Below are 18,596 nucleotides of genomic sequence, written 5' to 3'. Positions count from 1 at the left end.
CACGGGCCCGTATCCCTCCAGCCTGTGAGCATGCCCCTAGCAGTCCCTCTTCGCCAGGGCGACTGCGTCGGTGAAATAGGGACTAAATGCCATGGTGAATGGCAACACGCTCACTCGTCACTGGTCGGAAGGACGTAGTCAGCCGCTCGCTTGGCCATGTGGAGGGGATAGGGAAGTGCCAGTGGAGCCTGGAGGTCGGGGGCATATCGCATCTGGTGGGCACAGGCTGCCCATTCTTGCGGTGCGTCCGGCTCATCCGCTGACTGGCACGCCAGGACCGCGATCTCCAGCAGATTGGGATTGCTGGCATCCTTGTCAGTGTCGGACACCCAACTCCCCATTCGATTTCTCCGCCTTCCCTCCCTCGTCGCCTCTACGGAGGCATTTCTGGCGGTGGGTGGACGATCCGTGCTGCTGTAGAAAACCCGCTGGTCAGGTGCTTCGATGACAGGTCTCAGTCCGGCAGGGAGTCCGTTCTTGCCATCGGTTCCGTACCACTGAGGGGTCTCATCCCCACCGCTGTCTCGGGTTCGGATAAGGCGCAGACCCCGGCCCCAGACACTGATGGGGACCGGGCTCTCGCCGTCGTCCAACCAGATACGGTCGCGTTCCACGTCACCATTGCGTAGCCAGGTCCAGCCGTCGCGAAGATTCTGAGCGTGTGCCATCAGCACGGTCGGCCGCTCTTTCAGCTGAGCGATGAGAGGACGCAGGAGTTCGTTCGTCCTTCGACGTCGCTCCTCGCGGGTCCCTGCGATCTGTCCGTCGGAAGTGCAGACTTCCTCGCTCTGTGGCTCCTCCTCGGATTCGCCATATTGGTCCGCGGCTGCCTCCGCCGATTCGACCTTGGACGCCAGCCATAGTTGGTATTCGCGGTAGGTAACCCAGCGGCGTATATCAGTGCGCCACCCTTGGACTGCTCGAATGCCGTCCTCCGGACGCACACGTAGGGCCAGCAGTCGCCACGCCGGTGTGCGGGTGGGGCCGTCCCACCGTCGCTTGGCCATCCACACGGACACGTACTGCAGGTCTGCGGGGAGACTGTCGGTGAACGTATGGCGCGGGACTCGGGTCACCCCGAGCTGTCGGAACGCGTCCAGCCAGCTGGCACGGGCACGGTGGGCCCGGTTTTTCTTGAGCCTCTTAGCAACAGCGGTCTGAATGAACTGGGTCACGGATCCGGCCTGGGCGCACCCGAGTCGAATGGCGAACTTAGGGTCCGACCGGCTGTCCTTGAACTCCACGTCGATCTCCACCAGAGCCACCAGAGGAAGGCCGGCGCTGGCCTTTGAGCCCTTCAGCATGCTGTTCTCCGCCAAGGAGCGGCGACGGCTGATGGCCTCCTGCAGATCCCGTCGACTCGTCTTGGGGCCCGCACTGATGTCCAAGGAGGAGGTCAGGACCCCGCTTGGGCAGAGCTGTAGACAGATCTCTACACCAGGGAGCTTCCAAGTCAGGACGTCATGTGACGTCTCCAGAGGAGGGAGGTCCAGCAACTCGCGCAGAGCGAGCACCAGGGCATCCCGAGTGTCCCGCTCCTGCCAGTGCACGCGCGCGACGAATGGGGCACCGTTCAACAGTTCTCGCAGGCTTTCTCGCCGCTCCAGCGCCTCCTGCCGAGCCCGTTCCCTGGCTTTCTCCGCATTGATCCGGTCTCTTTCCTCCTTGCTCATCTTGGAGGGGAGACTACGGCGTACGGGAAAGTTCGACGGATGATTGGGAAGGGACAGCTGCCTGCACTGCGGTGCGCGTTCCAGGAACGGCAAGAGGGCGTCATCGATCCAGGCCATCAGTGGGACGCGGTCTCCGGCCATCAGCCCGGCTCCCACGTCGTGAGAGCCCATCCCCGTGTTGTACGGGATGGCCGCGACGACACCGTCGACGCCGGCCAACCATTGCCCCGGCGCGCCGACCAGTTCTCGGGCGTCGGGGAGACGAGGGAGGACGCTGGCCCCGCTCGGCAGATCGGGGCCGTCCGTGATCCGCCACGCGTGTGCTCCTCGGCTCGACTGGTACCGCAGCCGGTTCACAGTCAGGCGGCTGCGCTCACCGGAAACGCCCTCCCAGGGAGAGGCGGTGAGCAGGTGGACCGAGACGGATCGGCGACCGGTGTAGAGCGTTCCGCCGGGGCCGGGCTTTGTGATCCACCTCCGGACACTGGTTCGCACGTGTACGCGGAACTGCTGGGTGAAGGGGATGGTATGGACGCTGATGGTGATCACATAGGAAAACCGGGCACCGGACTCGGCGGTGGTCGGTGGCCACGACACCAGTTCCGCACGCTGGGAACTCCCAGGGGACTGCACGAACGAGCGTCTGGGGCCGTTCGGAGGGGTGAAGGGGCCTGCCGACCTGATGACTCGGGCCAGGAAATCAGGGAGCAGGCGATAGAGATGGGGCACAGGCTCTGCTGTAGGGCGCGGGCCGGGCACCTGTTCTTGAAGGTCCACATCCTGCTCGCGCCAGGTGAGGGGCACAGAGTCGACGAGGTCGAACATCTGGGCCGGATCGACGGCATCTGCCGAACCGACGGACTTCATATCCCTCAGCCAGAGCTTGAGGACGCCACGGATCAGGCGTAGGTCAACTGGAGCGTGCGCATACAACCAGGGAGCCTCATCCTCGACGGCTACCCGACCGCCGATGGAGATCACGTCCGGTGCGGTCGCGGCCAGCACGCTGTTCAACCTCCGAATCGGAAAGCTCTGGGGTCGCTGCTTGTCGGGGTCGGCGAACCTGGAGTAGTGGAACCTGCTGAAAGCGCTGCGGAGATCCTTCGGCAAAGGGAGGATGTGGAAGGGACGGATGAGCCTCTGATCGCCGGATGGCAGGTAGGCGGTGAGGGTGACGGAGTCGTAGCTCATGATTCTCTCTGTGCATTGGCATCGAGGTGGGGGAGGGGTGGCGGTTGCCGTAGCAGATCGACCAGGGCCGTATAAAGCGGCCGGTAGAGGGCTTCGGCCAGATACCTGGTGGAGGGGGATACCGGTAGTCGGTGCTGTGGTACATCGCGGCCCGATGCGGGCGCTGTCTCCCCGAAGTAGGGGGCGAGCACATCGCGCATGCTCGCCAGGAGACTGGTACTGGCGGTGTCCCCCCGGATTCCGGCAGCCAGTTTCGGCGCGAACGCGGCGTCGACGAAGTGCACGCGTGCGTCCACCCCACCCCGGGTGAGCCGGCCGATGACCTGCCACAGCACCACGAGGAGATCCCAGGTCAAGTATTCCCGGTCGTCTGCGGACAGACCTCGCCACGACAGGCGGCGATTGGCCAGCCGGCGCAGCTCCCGCCGTGCTTCAAGACGCCAGGCCAGCCCTGCCTCGTCCAGAGAACCGTGCTCCCGGACCATGTCATCGAAGCCGCCTCCGGGCAGCGTCCGACGGACGGTCAGATCGTTGAGCGCGTGAACCAGCACGCCGATGTCCCCCGGCTGGGGGAACGGCCGGGAGAGGAAGTACACCGAGCCGAAGATCGCCTTCTCGTCCCAGTTGAGGATGTTGTGGCCGCGTTCCACGGAGAGCATGGGCGCAACCAGAATCGCGCGCCCGGTGTCTCGGAAGCTAGCGAGGTCGCCGCGGCGAAGGACGGGAACGGATGCGGAGTCGTCCAGGTCGGAGAGACCATGGTCCGGGGGGATTTCGGCGTCGTCGGACACCAGGACGCACACCTTTCCCCGCCAGTCCTTGGATTCGTGGATCTCCTCAGCGACCAGCCGCGCGTCGATATAGCTGCCGACGAGTACGAGCAGATGCCTGCGCGGGATCTTGAGCTGGGCGATCTCCTGCCGGAACTTCGATGGGCGGCCCACGTCCGCCGGATCCGGGCGGGTGAGGCCGCGGACCATCTGTCTGAGGATCTCGGGCCGATCATCCAATGGGGCACCGGAGAGCTGGAGGGGCTGCTCGGGGCCGTCCGGGGGAGAGGATGGAGGACGGCCGTACACGAACGCAGGGTGCATGGTGACCTTCGGCCCTGAGGATCGATCGGTGGTGGAGGCCGCCGATCGAGGTCCGTCTTCCGCGGTTGGCGTCCGAGTTCGCTCGGTGCGGGCGGACAGAACCGCCCGCACCTGTTCGGCTACGTGGTAGCGGGTGGAAGCACCCGCCCAGCTCGTGCCCGACATCAGAATGACGTTCGGGCCCCGCTCTCCGCCAACAGTCCCCAGCGAGGGCAGTACACGCAGCAGCTCCCTACCTACCCCGGTACAACGAAAGAAACGCAGCTCGCCGGTGGGGGTCGAATGCTCTCGTTGGTCCGCGACGAACTGGAACGCCAGGATGTTCCCCATCGGGGATTCTGGTATGTGGGGTGCATAGTCGGCGGGGGAACTGTGATATAGCGCATTCGTGGACGCATCAAGCCTGAGTGCGGTCTCGACACGCGGCCAGAGCGTGGTGAGAAGGTTCAGTCGGTCGTGCAAGACCGCCAAGAGGAGGGTGAATTCGAACCTGTGCCGTTCCCGGTCAAACTCGGCGAGAACGTTCTCCCGGACGGTGGAATCCTCCCACTCGTCGTCGGGGAACTCCCTCGGGTCACGAAGGCCGGTCAGGGATAGCAGAGTCTGCTCCAGTTCCCTGGCCACCCGCGGGTTACCGGGGCTGTTGGTGATGAGACGACGCGCGAGCTCGGCAAGCCGGAGGGTCTTCGGCGCAGGCTCCGGGTTGACGAGCAGTTCTTCGTCGGTGTCGCCGACCGGGTCGTCACGAAAGTCATCCAGGATTTCGAGGATCTCGCTGCGCCGCTTGTCGCGTATCTCTTGATGTGCGTGACAATCCGGTTCGAGGTACGCCAGTAGCTGGGCGGTTCTGGCCCGCCTAGTGCCCACCTTCTCCGCACGCAGGACGTCGTCAGAGAACCTGGTGGTCGGCCACCGGCTCACCAGTTCCAGTTGGAGTGACCACACACTGAAAAAGTCCTCCTGTGCCCACGACCTCAACTCGTCGTTGTTGACGAGCATCGCGTAGATGCGGTTCGCAGTGGTGGAGACGGTGTCCAGGGCCGCGGTCCACTGGTCGACCTGGCTGTCGGTGAGCTGAACACGTCCTTCGCGAGCCAATTCCGCGACCTTGTGTCGATCGAGTTCGTCCAACCAGGAGTCGTCTCCCGGCTTGTACAGTGTCGCGGTCGGGGAGAAGACTCGGTCCAAGCGGATTTGGACCTGGTCGGCCTCGTCGATGATGATCATGTTGCTGTTGTGACAGGCCAGCTCCAGGTACCGGATGCGGTCGGCGTTCTGGTGCCGGGGGAGAGACGAAACGGCAAGGGACTCGGGAGTGGCCACCCAGATCGTCGCTTCCCGGAGTTCTCGAGCCGTCTCATGCCGCGGACAGGATCCCCAGAGGGGGCAGCCGCGCCGGACCGTGAGTTCTTCGGGCTCTTCAGGGGCGCTGTCGGAATCGGGTTCCTTCAGTGGGATCAATGTCTGGCATGGGGCCTCGGAGAAACGCAGCGGTTCGGCTGCCTCCGCGCCTCGGAGCGCACTCAACGGGCAGGCGGTGCTCAGATGGCCGAAAGCCTCATCGTGGTGGGCCAAGGGGGTGTCGTAGATCTGGCTAACGCGATGATGCAACCTGGCTGTGTGCTGCTCGCGCGTGGACGAACCGATGATCGGAGTGGCGTGGAGGCGGGACCACCTCTCGTACCGGGTATCGCCGTCCACTGCTCTCTTTCGGGCCGCCCGCCCCATTCTGTTGAAGCGTTCGACCACGCGAAGACACTCCGAGACGTCGCCGACGACCAGGGTGACGTGCCATCCCAGCTCCACCACCGCATGTGCGGTCACGATGTCGCGAAGCGTACTCTTCCCCACCCCGGGGACACCGATCAGGTGTAGTAGCCCGTCGACGACCAGGTCCTCGGCCTGCTCGAAACGATCGTCCGAGTCGTTCAGGGTGAAGAGGTCCATGCGCTGGAAGCGGCTCTCCCAGTCATCGTGTCCCCGTCTGCCATCGGCCTTTTCCCGGACATCGAGTTCGGCCATCCTGCGCGCGGTGTTCTCCAGGAACTCCACCGGCTCGGAAAACGATGTTCTGGAAGGTGCTGCCTCCAGGTCGAACCCCGTCACCTCGATACGCGGTATGTCGTCGGGGAGTGTGACGTTCTCTGTTCCGATTCTAGGGCCGCGGAACCGGTGTTGACCGGGCCCCGCCAGTTTCAGAGGGTTCTTACGGAATGGAGGGGGCGAGAACAGAAGGGTGTCATAGACATCGCGCCGGTTCCCGGCGAGTGAAGGAAAGCGCCACTTCGCCGACTCTTTGAGACTCAGGTCGTATCCGCGTATGCGCTCGGGGAGTCGAAGGTAGCTCAGGAGCCCGGAAGACCAGATCTCCCGTCGATGCATGGGTTCGAGATGGTGGCGGGCGGTGCGCAGAAGACGCTCGCATTCGCCCGCGCCGTCTTCGGGGAGCCTTCCGGCGGCGCGGGCGAAGGGGTAGCCCCCGAAAAGAGTCCACCCGTCGATGGGGCGCAGCGCGAGCTCCGGCCCGGCCAGAGCCTCCACTCTCTCCAGTACCCGAAGTCCGAGTTCAATGGTGTAGTCCAGTCGGCCAGGGGGAGCCTGTCCTAGGAGTTCTCTGAACTCGGCGGCCTCAGGATCTTGCAGGGTACTTATGGCTTCGTCGAGGTGGGCACGCAGGTCGCGCATCGTTTCCTTCGTCGTCAGAGTTCGCGGTCGGGGGAAGGGACGCGAGGGTATTCGCGTTCGTATGCGCTGATTCGCGCGGGCGCCACGACGAATTCTCGAATGGGACGCACGACGTGGTGCAGATCACCACCATCCCGCCGTAGTACCGCCCCGACCTCGAGCTGCTCCCGGCTCGGACAAGAGGTGATCTCGCATACCCATGACCTATCTCGAGAAACCAGGAGAAGGCCGCAGTATCTGCAGACACCGGCCTCGCCGGCGGGATTGAAGTACTTGTCGTGGGCTGGGTTGTAGATACGGTTCAGGGGAAGGTCCTGGGCATGGATTCCTCCGATGGAATGCATCCTCTGCAGGGCGAACTCCCGCTCTGTCAGGACCGGGGCTTCGACGATGCTGCGCCGGAATTCCGCGAAACCTCCTTCGCGGCCGGACTCCTGATAGAGCCGGAGGACCTCACCCATGACCTGCTTCTCCAGCTCCCAATGGGGGGTGTTGGGGTCAACTCCGAGAGCGAGTCGCAGACAGAGGCGGGAGGGACGCAGGGGATCGGCCTCCAAGAGACGGTCGGTGATCTCCTCGAACGCCTCGGGGAGTTCGAGGAAGTTCCACTCGCTGACAGGCCGGTCCCGGCACCACGCCAGAAGCTCGGTAAGGCCACGGGGATAGCGCGGCCCCGATATGGCACGGAAGTCGGTGTTGGGATATCGGTAGGCCCCCAAGAGGCAGATTCGGTCCAGGGCCCATTGGGCGACTGGCGAGTACGGCGGGGCGAAGGGTTTGTTCCGTGGACGATCCGCGAGTTCGACCACGGCCTGGGCGACCATGCGGAGCACACCCAAGGCCGCCTGTTCGTTGTAGACGCCACCGACGAGGTCGTCCAGAGTCGTAGGCGTCTGGTCGTGAGTGGAAGGCCCGGTCACTGGTCCCTGGTTTCCTGGCTCAGGTCGGCCGAGGGACACCAACGGCGATAGGAGCAGCGACCGCAGACCTTCTTCCCCGGTGTGGGTGTGAACATGTCGTCCTCGTGCCAGCGGGCTGAGAGATCGTGGATCACCTCGCGGGCTCTGGCCTTGTCCGATGCAGAGTGAGGGTCGATGACTCTGAGGTCCGGCCCGTTCGGGGTAAGGGTTTCGAGCTCCACCGCGGATCCCTCACCCAAGGGGATCACCTTGTGGGAGAAGAACAGGACGGCCAAGGCCAACTGAGGATGGTTGGCCAGCAGCCAGCGACCACTGCCTGCGGAACCGGTCGAGCTGGTCTTGAGCTCGCGGTAGACCCATGAACCGTCGCGTTGGTAAAGCAGGTCGGCCTTGGCCAGCGCGAGGACGTCGGCTTCCCGATCGTGAGCCGTCAGGATCTGTTCCACACGGGCGCGTGTCGTGGGGGAGACGTCTCGGAAGGGGCAGACCTCGATGTGGCCCGCGAGCATTGCCGTCGCCTGCCGGGCTTCTTCTCCTTCGAGATCCCAGTCGCCGGCGGACCACGCGTCAGGATCCTTCGGGAGGTCGCCGACGGTACATGGCCGATGAGGGCTACGTGCGTGCAGTCGTTCCAGCCAGGCGTGGACGGCACGTCCCTGTCGGACGGCAACGGGGTTTTCAACGCTGTTCTCGGTGGGAAGTCGCAGGTCCCGGAAGTGCGCCTTGGCCGGGCAGTCCCTGAAGTACCGTCCGGAGGTGACCGACCAGGATCTCCGCGGTCGCGACCGGCTCGGACTAAGGAACAATCCATCGGCGTGCGGTAGTCGCTCACATTCCCGGATCATCTTGCATGAGAGACAGTCGGAGCCGGGTACGAGGGCATCCCCCCGGACAGCCGCGCGCAAAGCGCTCCTTCCCTCGGCGGCGTAGTATTCCTCGGCTTCAGCGACACCCCCCTCGAAGAGCGGGGCCGAGACCGAGGAATCAAGGCAGGAGACCTCGACGATTCGAACCCGCTGAGGAGGGCGGTCCACCATGGTGGGGGCCGCGTCGGTGCGGCGCATCGGAAATGGGACTCCGCCCCGGTACGGACGCGGGTTGGCGTCGAGCACATCGCGGTCGACGTTCGTTCCGGTGGCGAGAACGAAGGCCTCGACGGCGGTCTTGGCCCGGTCACGTCGACGCCTCTCGAGGGATCCCAGGACCGGGATACGCAGCTCTCGAATCGTCTCGTCGCCGTCGGAGAAGGTGTACCTGCGGCCCCAGGCACAGACCTCGTATGGCCGAATGAGGCCTGGAGCGTCCCCAGGAAGATACTGGCGCACCCAGGGGTCGAAGACCGGGGTTCTCTGTCGGCCGTCCTTGCGCTGATCCTCATCCAGGGCAGCCAGATACGCCCGTGCCGCGTGCAGGGTCCAGGTCAGTAGACCTTCGTGCAAGGGACGCACGAACTCCCCCAGGATGGGCTTGGGCCCGTCGCCGGGAGCAGGCAGGTGGGCGCACGCATTCTCGACAGACCAGCGTCGGTGCTCGACGAGGTCGAGAACCGCGGTGAGCGGACCGAAGGGCATGTCGGCAAGAGAGGGGTATTTTCTGCTCTCTGTCCGTTTTATGGAATAATCTGACTTGACGCGCACATGTGTAGGGCAACTACCCTTCATGGCGCTTGCTGACCCACTGAAGACTCTTATGGACATATCGTCATCGCCTGTAACTTTCGGCGTGTTGGGCAAGGTTCCTCCCGTTGGGGGATTATGGCACGCTGGATCCAAGTTCGGAAATGATTTCGCGATTCCCTCGGCTTGCCCTAGTCTGCGGTCGTCGAAGGTGTGTCGGCCACGGACGGAGGATGTCGTGGAGATCGGAGACCGGACGGCCAGCCGGCGGTACACGCTCGTGCGTGAGATCGGGCTGGGCGGTATGGCCGAGGTCTGGCAGGCGAGGGATGAAGTATTCGGCCGGAATGTCGCGGTGAAGTTCCTTGTCGAGGAGGAGAAGTTCCTCAGAAAGTCCCAGAGCGGGGGGTGGAGTTATGAGGACATAGAACAAAGATTTATGAGGGAGGCGCGGATCATGTCCCGGCTCGACCATGCCGGGATTCCCGCGGTCTTCGACTGGTGCGTGGAGCAGCCTGATAAGGCGCTGGGCCGTCGTTATATAGTGATGCAGTACATCGAAGGGAAGACCCTCGCGGAACTCTTAGATGAGCATCACTCTCTTGCAGTGGAGGAGACGGCCTGCCTGGCGGCGCAGATCTGCTCCGTTCTTGCTGTCGCTCACGCCGAAAGGCTTATCCACCGGGATCTCAAGCCCGGCAACCTCATGGTCGATCACGCAGGCCTCGTGAAGGTGCTCGACTTCGGCATCGCGATTCTGACCGACCCTGACGCGACCAGGATGACGAAGAGTTCCCAGGGCAGCCCGGGCACCACTGGATACATGGCTCCAGAGGTCCGTACCAAGGCCAGCCAGGGGGAGGAGACATCCGATCTCTACGCGTTGGGCTGTGTGATGTATGAAGCCTTGGGCGGCGCCGTATTCACGGGGACGACTGATCAGGTGACCGCGGCGCATCTGACAGAGATCCCCGAACCGCTCCGAGTGAGGAATCCAGTGGTTCCGCGGAAACTCGGTGATCTGGTGGATCAGATGCTGCTCAAGAAACCCGCAGAACGCCCTCGCGATGTCTGGGAGGTGTACGACCGGCTGAGAGATCTCCTCCCGGTCCGGGGTCAGGGGTTCAAGGGGCGGGAGGCGTTCGACCTCACTCGGCCGTTCGTGGATCCGTGGCGTCCGGTCCCCCGCGTTGACGGCAGGGTAGGGGCATCCAGGGTTCCGCCGATCACCATTGCGGAGCCGGAACTCACCAATGCCTCTGCTGTCGCGAGGCTGCGGGAAGTTGAGGCGCTGTGGGAGGCCGGCCGTAGGACGGAGGCGCTCGCCGGCGCCGAGCGTCTTGTCCGCGAGGCCAGAGAACACTTGGGCGATGGGAACAGGACAGCACTCAAGGTGTCTGTCGCGTACGACAGGATGCGCCGGAGCGTGGAGGATTCCTGAGGTCACAGCCGAGGCCGTGAGCCGTATCGTCCGTGGAGCGGGCGAAGAGGATCTGATGGCATCCTGCGGTCCGTCAGGTGAGTCATGCATCGGGCATGAAAGGCGGGTGGACGATCGTCCACCCGCCTGGATCAGGTGGTCTTCGGAGGCTTCTTCGGGTTGGTGGGACGACGCTCGGGCATCTTCTCGCTTTCATTTTCATTTGGGTCCAACACGAATGTCATCGGCGGTGGAGTCCGGACATCCAGGTGCCGATGACGAACATACGCCATTCTTTCATACCCGCGCGACATTTTTTTGGTCGTGGCTAGAAGGTGTCGGATCCGTCCGGGTGCGTACCGACCTCGAAGGGAAGGCCGGTCATCTTTTTCCGGATCCTGTCCGCGCTTGCAGGTTCGATCTCGTCCAGAATGGCGATGGCGTCGACCCATGACGCGCGGGCGCCATCTGCATCGCCGGCGGCCATACAGGTGTCGCCCATGCTGGCCAGTGTGCGAGCCTCATTCGGGCGGTGGCCTATGCGGCGATATGTGTCGAGACAGAGTTCGAAGTACTCGATGGCTGTCGGGTGGTTACCGATCCTGTGGTGGATACACGCGATGCTGTCGAGGTCGGCCGCCTCGTTGTTCTCGTCTTGATGGGCACGATGGATCTCCCGTGCCTGGTGGCAGTAACGGAGTCCCGTTGAGGTATCGCCGATCTCAGCGAGACTCCATCCCAGACCGTTAAGGGCATCGCCCACGCTGCTCCGGTCGCCGATCTTCCGGAAACCCTGGAGTGCCTTGCGATACGCTGGGACGGCAAGTTCATGCCTGTTGGCGTAGGAGTGCGTTACGGCGAGAACGTAATGGCTTTCGATGGCGGAACGCAGGTCCGGTTCCGGCACCAAAACCGCCAGCGCCTGTTCGGCGTACTCCGCTGACGCTTCATGGAAGCCTATCCGACGTAAGGTGATGGCCAGCTGCCGTAGCAAGTGGGCCTGTATGCCGGGGTTCGGGGATGGCGGACGGGCATGGACGACCCGCTTGAGCATGTCGGCACAGTCGATCGACCGGCCCTGCCACCATAGGTGCTCGGTGAGCGCGTCCGCGATGTCGCGAGCTTCATCGACCTGTCCTCTGGTGGTGGCGTGGGTGACGGTCTCCAAGAGCGTGTCGACATCGGGACCGGACCATCGTCTTGTACCGGATGCTTCTCTCGCCAGCTTGGCATAGTGCCGAATCAGTCTTTCGTTGCCCTTGTCGCTGGCGCAACGGAGGTTTTCCGTGTGATTGCAGATTGATGTTGCAAAGTCGCGGAACAGGTCATGCATCTGGAATCGTCCGTCTGCACGCTTTCGCAGTAGGTGAGCGTCATGCAGGCGGCGTAGTCGTCTACCTGCGGTGTCCGTCCCGAGCAGAGCCCCGGCCGCGCTGCTTTCGAGATACCGGACAGGAGCGGCGCCGAAAAGTACGAAGGCTTCCTGGAGTTCGGGTGTGAGCTTTTCGTACGTCCAGGAGAAGACGGTCCTGACACTGGAATAGGGTTCGTCGAGATCGAGGAGGTCGAGTCTTCCCTCGGCATCCGCTAGATCGGAGACGAACGAAGAAAGCGGATCATCGGGGGACCGGCGTATCTGGGCGGCCAGGATCGTGATCGCGAGAGGCATCCCGTCGCACACGCGCAGGAGGGCGTCCGTCGCATCAGGGAAGGCTGCGAGACGATTTGCACCGAGATGCGCCGTAAGGAGTTCACGCGCCTCGGCCTCAGAGAGCGGGTTCAATTGGATGTGGGTGACTCCTCTCCGTCTCAAGAGCGTACTCAGGGGTCGGCGGCTCGTGATTATGGTGGCCGTGCCTTCGCCTCGGGGGATGAGGGGGAGGACGGAGTCACTGTCAGGAACGTTGTCCAGGACGATGACGAATCTACCGCTCTCGACGATGTCAAGATAGCGGAACCGGCGGGCCTCTTTGGTTTCGCCAGACGTATCCTGATTTTCACCGAGCTGATCCAGAAGCCTCGTCACGGCATCGTCGGTGGACATGGGGTTTCCGGGAGCGAACCCCTGCATATCGACCATCAACTGTCCGTCGGGGAAGGCCTTTGTGCCTGCGTATGCGTATTCGATCGCCAAACATGTTTTTCCGACTCCAGGGCTGCCGGTGATGAGCACGTTATTGTGAAGTCGCTCGAGATCGATGTGAGGGTGTTGTTCACTCTTCACATAAGGACTCTCGTTGGCGGGAAGACGGTTTCGGGATGAATTTGGTATTTTGGGTCGAATTACTTCTATGCCTGTTTTATCGCACCTTCTCAAGGCCTCGATCATCTGGCGTGGAGTAAGGGTCCTGGCCAATTGTTCGAACTCTGAGCTGCTGAGCCAATCAGGGGAGCGGAGAACTCGGTAGCCTTCGTGGCTTCCGGACAGCCAGGCGATATTCCTCACGCCTCTCATGCGCTGGCGGACCATGGACTCCACCGTGGCCCATGCCGTCTCGGTGAGGAGGCATGGAAGCCCCAGGGCATCCAGGCAGACGCGTACGGGACTGCTTGGCGTCATGACGTGGGTGCTCCGGCGCTCGGGTAGATCTGTGACCAGGCGCAATGAGCTCAGGAAGTCCCGGATTATGTCCTCAAGGATCGTCAGAGCACCATCGGCCTCGATCCGGATGAGTAGGTCGTCGGGCAGCCGGAAATCACCACGGTTCCTGTGTTCTTCGAGCGTCAATTTTGCGATGTCCGTGACAACCTTCATCGCAGATTTCTCCTGGGAGACGTTGGATGCCGGTTTGGTTCCAAAGAACTCCGTCGCTTGTCTTAGTTGTTTGACGCTTTGTCCAAGCATTTCGGAATTGGTGTACACGACGCAGTGACAAGTTCTCTCAAGGAGAAGCCACGTCGCGAATAAATGAAGTATTCCGCCTTTGGTCAGAAAGTCTTTGAAGTGCCATTTTTCTCCGGTGATATCCCTGTGTTTTACCGAATAAATATCGACCTGATCGCCTTGTATGGTGACAAAATCCTCGTGCCATTCGCAGATGAGTGACCATTCCTGTGTTGGAGTGTCTTTCTGTGGATTTTTTAGATATGCACCGAGGAGCTCAAAGCTCCGGTAGGTCGTTGCCCATGCCTGCCAATAATAACGATCTAGGGTTGATCGACCGCTGTCCTCTCTTGGGAATGTCGTGGTTAGGATTTGAGGGGCGGTGGGGTTGTTCGTCATTAATTGGACCTAGTATCGGGATTATGAATTAAATGATGAATGAGTGTTTTGTGCTCGTTCGGTCGGATTTAGGGTGAAGGTGGAGTCCGGCGCGGGCCGAATCGTTCTGCTCGGGTCTTCGTGGGCAGGGTGGGATGTTGCCCGCTTCTGTGGCCGCTTCGCTGTGCTGTCACGCTTCATGAGAATAGTGGTGTTGGCTGACAATCTTGATGTTGTTGGAACGACTGGTCGGAAGTCGCATTGTCCTGTGGCATGGAATCGTGTGAGGTCACCTTCGTGTAGCGATCTGTGGTGGCAGATGGTGCGGTCTCAGAGGCTGTCGTCGACTGGGTGGCTGTGGGGACTCCCGTTTGAGGGTGTCGACCGAATTTCGGAACACGCTTTCTTGCTGTTGCACGGAGTAACAGCGACCGCCAGGGGTGATGCCCAAAGGGTATAGATGGATGCCCAATGGGGCATTGACCTGCATCGTCGTGCCGGATTAGGTTCCTCACAGGTTTCACTGCGGTTTCGGTGCGGATGTCCCGGTGGTGGTCTCACGGCGGGTGGGCCCGGCCGGAGGGGAACGATCGCCGTCGACCCGCCCGCCGTGCGTGCCACGCCCGTCCGACCAGGAGCAGATCCACGATGAGTACCGACAGCACCTCCGCCGCGTCCCCTGTTGCAGCCGCCGGTCCGGCCACTCTCGACCGGATCGCCTCCGTCCGGATCTCCTCGGTCATCCTGCCGCTCGCCGTGCCCATCAGCGACGCCAAGGTCCTCACGGGGCGGCAGCGGCCGATGACCGAGGTCGCGATGCTCTTCGCCGAGATCACCACGGAATCCGGCCACGAGGGCGTCGGGTTCGGCTACTCCAAGCGCGCCGGCGGGCCCGGCCAGTTCGCGCACGCCAAGGAGATCGCACCGGTCCTGATCGGCGAGGACCCCAGCGACATCGCCAAGATCTGGGACAAGCTCGTGTGGGCCGGGGCCTCCGTCGGGCGCAGCGGGCTGTCGGTGCAGGCCATCGCCGCCTTCGATATCGCGCTGTGGGACCTCAAGGCCAAGCGTGCGGGGCTGCCCCTGGCCAAGCTGCTCGGCGCGCACCGCGACTCCGTACGCACGTACAACACCTCCGGGGGCTTCCTGCACGCCCCGATCGAGGAGGTCCTGGAGAAGTCGAGCGCCGCCGTGGCCGCGGGGATCGGCGGGATCAAGATCAAGGTCGGCCAGCCCGACAGCGCCGCCGACCTCGCCCGCGTCGCGGCGGTGCGCGAGCACCTCGGCGCCGGCGTGCCCTTGATGGTCGACGCCAACCAGCAGTGGGACCGCGCCACCGCGCGCCGGATGTGCCGGGCGCTGGACGGCTACGACCTCGTCTGGATCGAGGAGCCCCTCGACGCCTACGACGCCGAGGGCCACGCGATGCTCGCCGCGACGTTCGACACCCCCATCGCAACGGGCGAGATGCTCACGAGCGTCGCCGAGCACGCCGAGCTGATCCGGCTGCGCGGCGCCGACATCGTCCAGCCCGATGCTCCGCGCATCGGCGGGATCACCCCGTTTCTCAAGGTCATGGGGCTGGCCGACCACGCCGGCCTCAGCCTGGCCCCGCACTTCGCCATGGAGATCCACGTCCATCTGGCCGCGGCCTACGCGCGCGAGCCCTGGGTCGAGCACTTCGAATGGCTCGACCCGCTGTTCGACGAGCACCTGGAGATCTCGGGCGGGCGCATGCACGTCTCCGACCGGCCCGGCCTCGGCGTCACCATCAGTGAGCAGGCCCGCGCCTGGACCGTGGCCACGGCGAATATCGTCGGCTGAGTCCGGACCCGGCCTGGCCCCGGAGTCGGCCTGACCTCGGCCCCGCTCTCGACCCGGCCTCGGCCCGGATCCCGGTTCCCGCACCGTCCCGCTCCGGCACCGTACCGGCCGGGGCGCTGCCGGGGCGGCAGCGGCGGTCGGGACGGCCGGGCCGTTCCGACCGGGTACCCCGCCGCGTCCGGCCCCATCTCGCCGGTGGGGTAGCGTCGGGGGACGTGAGCCATGCGATCACCGCCGACACCACCCGCATCTGGTACGACACCCTCGGCGACGGCGATCCGCTGCTGCTGCTCAGCGGGCAGTCCCTGGACCACCGCATGTGGGCCGGCGTCGACACCGCCTTCGCCCGCCACCACCGGGTCATCCTCCTCGACACCCGCGGTACCGGCGGCAGCGACACCCCCGAGCCGCCCGACGGTGCCGCCGGCTACACCACCCGCCTGTTCGCCCACGACGCCCTCGCGGTCCTCGACACCCTCGGCGTCGCCCGCGCCCACGTCTACGGCTTCTCCATGGGCGGCCGGGTCGCCCAGGTCCTCGCCGCGGTGGCACCGGAGCGGGTCGGCGCGTTGGTGCTCGGCTCGACCGGCCCCGGAGGCGCGCTCGAAGCCGCCCGGCCGCCCGAGGCCACCCGCGCCCTGCGCCGGGCGGCCTCGCCCGAGGGCCGCGCCGCCATCGCCGACCTCTTCTTCACCCCCGCCTGGGGCGGCGCCCACCCCGGCGCCGTGGAGTCGGTCCTGCCCGCCAACACGCGCCACTCCCAGCGGCTGCACTATGCCGCGAGCAGCGGCCACGACGCCGCGGACCTGCTCGGCGCGATCCAGGCGCCCACCCTGGTCCTGCACGGCGGCGACGACATCCTCACCCCGGCCGCCAACGCCCACATACTGGCGGCGCGCATCCCGGGTGCGCGGGCGCACATCCTGCCCGGCGCCCGGCACGGCTACCCGCACGAGGCCCGTCCCGCGGCCGACGACGCCGTCCTGGACTTCCTCGCCGCCCACCCCCTGACCGGGGCGCCGCCCGCGGTCCCGGGTGCGGTCAGCCCTTGATGCCGGTCTCGGTCGCGCCCTGGACGATGTGGCGCTGGAAGAACAGGAACACCAGCACCAGCGGCGCCACCGACACCGCCGCTGCGGCGAACAGCTCCTGGAGGTCGATCGTCTGCGCGGTGATGTAGGTCGACAGCACCACCTGCACGGTCCACGCCTGCGCGTCCTGCGCGATGACCAGCGGCCACAGGAATGAGTTCCAGCTCCCGATGAAGGTGATCACCGCGATGGCCGCGAAGAACGGCAGCGAGTTGGGCACCACGATGCGCCAGAACGTCCCCCAGTAGCCCAGGCCGTCGACCCGGGCCGCGTCCTCCAGTTCGCGCGGGAAGCCCAGGAAGAACTGGCGGAACAGGAACGCGGTGAAGCCGCTGAACAGCATGGGCACCACCAGGCCGCGAAGGCTGCTCACCCAGCCCAGAGAGGACACCATGACGAAGGTCGGCACGAAGGTCACCGCCGCCGGGATCATCAGGACCACCACGACCGCGTAGAACACGGTGTCGGCGTAGCGGTAGGGGACGCGCGCCAGGGCGTAGCCGGCCGGGGCGCATACCAGGAGCTGGCCGGCGGTCTGCAGCACGGCGACCACCGCCGAGTTCCACAGGCCCACGGCCATCAGCGATCCGGGGCCGAACAGCTCGGCGATGTTGCCCCATTGCAGCGTCGACGGCAGCAGCGTCCACTCCGGCGAGGTGATCTCCTCGGGCGTCGACAGCCCGTTGCGTGCGATCAGGTAGTAGGGCAGCAGGAACAGGGCAGCGACGGCGACCAGCACCGTGTAGAGCAGTACCGCCGCCACCAGGGCGCGGGTGCGGTGGGGGCCCGGCCGCCGGGCGCCTGTGCCGGGGGAGGGGCGCCCGGCGGGGGAGGGGCGGTCCGCTGCCGTGGGGGCGGGGGTGGTCGCGCTCACGTGTGGTTCCGTCCGAATCCGAGGAGCCGCCCCTGTGTCAGGGTGACGATCGCGATGAGCAGGGCGAGGATCACCGCGCCGGCGCTGCCGTGGCCGAAGTCCTGGCCCGATCCCAGCGCCGTGTAGTAGAGGTACACCAGCGGGGGACGGGCGTAGGGCGGGTAGGCGCCGTCGTTGCCGAGCACGTTGTAGAACTCGTCGAACGCCTGGTAGGCCGCGATCAGGTTGAGCAGCAGCACCGCCGCCGATGTGGCGCGCAGCTGCGGCAGGGTGATGTGGCGCAGCGTGGTCCAGCCCCGCCGGGCGCCGTCGACGAACGCCGCCTCGTAGAGCGTGACCGGGATCCGCTGGAGCCCGGCCAGGAAGATGAGCATGTAGAAGCCCACCTGGAGCCACAGCCGCAGGGTCACCAGCACCAGCCAGTACCAGGGCGGATCGGTGACCGCCAGCCATGCCACGTTGTCCAGGCCGAACCAGCCCAGCACGGTGTTGGCCAGCCCGAACCGCACTCCGTTGAAGATCGACAGCTTCCAGATCAGCGCGGCGACGACGTAGGAGCAGGCGGCGGGCAGGAAGTACACGGACCGCAGGAGCGGCTGCGCCCAGCGCGCCTGGTTCACCAGCAGCGCCAGGCCCAGCGAGCACACGAAGGTGGTGGGCACGATGAACAGCGCGAACAGGGTGAAGGTGAGCAGGCTGTCGAGGAACGCCGGCGAGGTCAGCATGTCGGCGTAGTTGCGCAGCCCGACGAACTCGGTCGGCGTGACGGTGTTGCGCGCCTCGAAGAAGCTCAGGTACACGCTCCACAGGATCGGGATGTAGCCGAACACCGCCAGCCCGATGACGAACGGCCCGGCCAGGATCCAGAACGCCCAGGCGGGCCGGTCCAGGAGTGCTCCCGGCCGGCGCCGGGTCGTCGTCGGCGCGCCCATGTCCCCCTCGTTCCCCCGCGGCCGGCCGGCCGGCGCCCGCCTCCGCCCCGGCCGCACCGCCCGCGCGGCGGGAC

Annotated in this window: 10 protein-coding genes; 3 read left to right on the top strand and 7 right to left on the bottom strand. The window is 64.9% G+C overall.

Going from position 1 to position 18,596, the window contains the following annotated elements:
• Nucleotides 1-110: 110 nt before the first annotated feature.
• Genes ACFO4E_RS19945 through ACFO4E_RS19930 form a run of 4 tightly spaced genes read right to left on the bottom strand, consistent with a single transcriptional unit; the run spans nucleotide 111 to nucleotide 9,200 of the window.
• Nucleotides 111-2,864 (bottom strand): pPIWI_RE module domain-containing protein, encoded by a 2,754-nt coding sequence (locus ACFO4E_RS19945; protein ID WP_378576996.1) that lies wholly within the window; start codon nucleotides 2,862-2,864, stop codon nucleotides 111-113.
• Nucleotides 2,861-6,643 carry a pPIWI_RE_Z domain-containing protein gene (locus ACFO4E_RS19940; RefSeq protein ID WP_378576994.1) on the bottom strand — a complete coding sequence of 1,261 codons (3,783 nt, stop codon included), beginning with the start codon at nucleotides 6,641-6,643 and terminating at the stop codon, nucleotides 2,861-2,863. Before ACFO4E_RS19940 ends, ACFO4E_RS19945 begins: the two co-directional genes overlap by 4 nt.
• A 14-nt stretch (nucleotides 6,644-6,657) precedes the next feature.
• On the bottom strand, nucleotides 6,658-7,563 hold the full coding sequence (locus ACFO4E_RS19935; protein WP_378576993.1) for a pPIWI_RE_Y domain-containing protein: 906 nt from the start codon (nucleotides 7,561-7,563) through the stop codon (nucleotides 6,658-6,660).
• On the bottom strand, nucleotides 7,560-9,200 hold the full coding sequence (locus ACFO4E_RS19930) for a PD-(D/E)XK nuclease family protein (RefSeq protein ID WP_378576991.1): 1,641 nt from the start codon (nucleotides 9,198-9,200) through the stop codon (nucleotides 7,560-7,562). The genes ACFO4E_RS19935 and ACFO4E_RS19930 overlap by 4 nt, the downstream gene beginning before the upstream one ends.
• Nucleotides 9,201-9,417: 217 nt before the next feature.
• Here ACFO4E_RS19930 and ACFO4E_RS19925 point away from each other — a divergent pair, with 217 nt between their 5' ends.
• Nucleotides 9,418-10,620, top strand: a complete 1,203-nt coding sequence (locus ACFO4E_RS19925) for a serine/threonine-protein kinase (RefSeq protein WP_378576990.1) — start codon at nucleotides 9,418-9,420, stop codon at nucleotides 10,618-10,620.
• Between the two features lie 307 nt (nucleotides 10,621-10,927).
• On the opposite strand, the gene ACFO4E_RS19920 is transcribed toward ACFO4E_RS19925, so the two are convergent.
• Nucleotides 10,928-13,822, bottom strand: coding sequence for an ATP-binding protein (locus tag ACFO4E_RS19920; RefSeq protein WP_378576988.1), 2,895 nt, complete (start codon nucleotides 13,820-13,822; stop codon nucleotides 10,928-10,930).
• Nucleotides 13,823-14,449: 627 nt separating this feature from the next.
• Between ACFO4E_RS19920 and ACFO4E_RS19915 the strand changes: the two genes are divergently transcribed.
• Both ACFO4E_RS19915 and ACFO4E_RS19910 read left to right on the top strand, forming a co-directional pair.
• Nucleotides 14,450-15,625: an L-talarate/galactarate dehydratase gene (locus ACFO4E_RS19915; protein ID WP_378576986.1), complete on the top strand. Its 1,176-nt coding sequence runs from the start codon at nucleotides 14,450-14,452 to the stop codon at nucleotides 15,623-15,625.
• Nucleotides 15,626-15,840: 215 nt separating this feature from the next.
• The gene (locus ACFO4E_RS19910; protein WP_378576984.1) at nucleotides 15,841-16,677 is read left to right on the top strand and encodes an alpha/beta fold hydrolase; all 837 of its coding nucleotides are present in this window, start codon (nucleotides 15,841-15,843) and stop codon (nucleotides 16,675-16,677) included.
• Here the strand turns inward: ACFO4E_RS19910 and ACFO4E_RS19905 are convergent.
• On the bottom strand, nucleotides 16,667-17,590 hold the full coding sequence (locus ACFO4E_RS19905) for a carbohydrate ABC transporter permease (RefSeq protein WP_378576982.1): 924 nt from the start codon (nucleotides 17,588-17,590) through the stop codon (nucleotides 16,667-16,669). The two genes, ACFO4E_RS19910 and ACFO4E_RS19905, sit on opposite strands and share 11 nt — an antisense overlap.
• Nucleotides 17,587-18,522: a carbohydrate ABC transporter permease gene (locus tag ACFO4E_RS19900; protein WP_378576980.1), complete on the bottom strand. Its 936-nt coding sequence runs from the start codon at nucleotides 18,520-18,522 to the stop codon at nucleotides 17,587-17,589. Before ACFO4E_RS19900 ends, ACFO4E_RS19905 begins: the two co-directional genes overlap by 4 nt.
• Nucleotides 18,523-18,596 lie beyond the last annotated feature (74 nt).

Origin of the sequence: Nocardiopsis mangrovi (genome assembly GCF_042653925.1) — a bacterium.
In the GTDB taxonomy this organism is placed as follows: Bacteria; Actinomycetota; Actinomycetes; order Streptosporangiales; family Streptosporangiaceae; genus Nocardiopsis_B; species Nocardiopsis_B mangrovi.
Note: the sequence above shows the minus strand (reverse complement) of the source record. Positions and strands in the feature narration are given on the sequence as shown.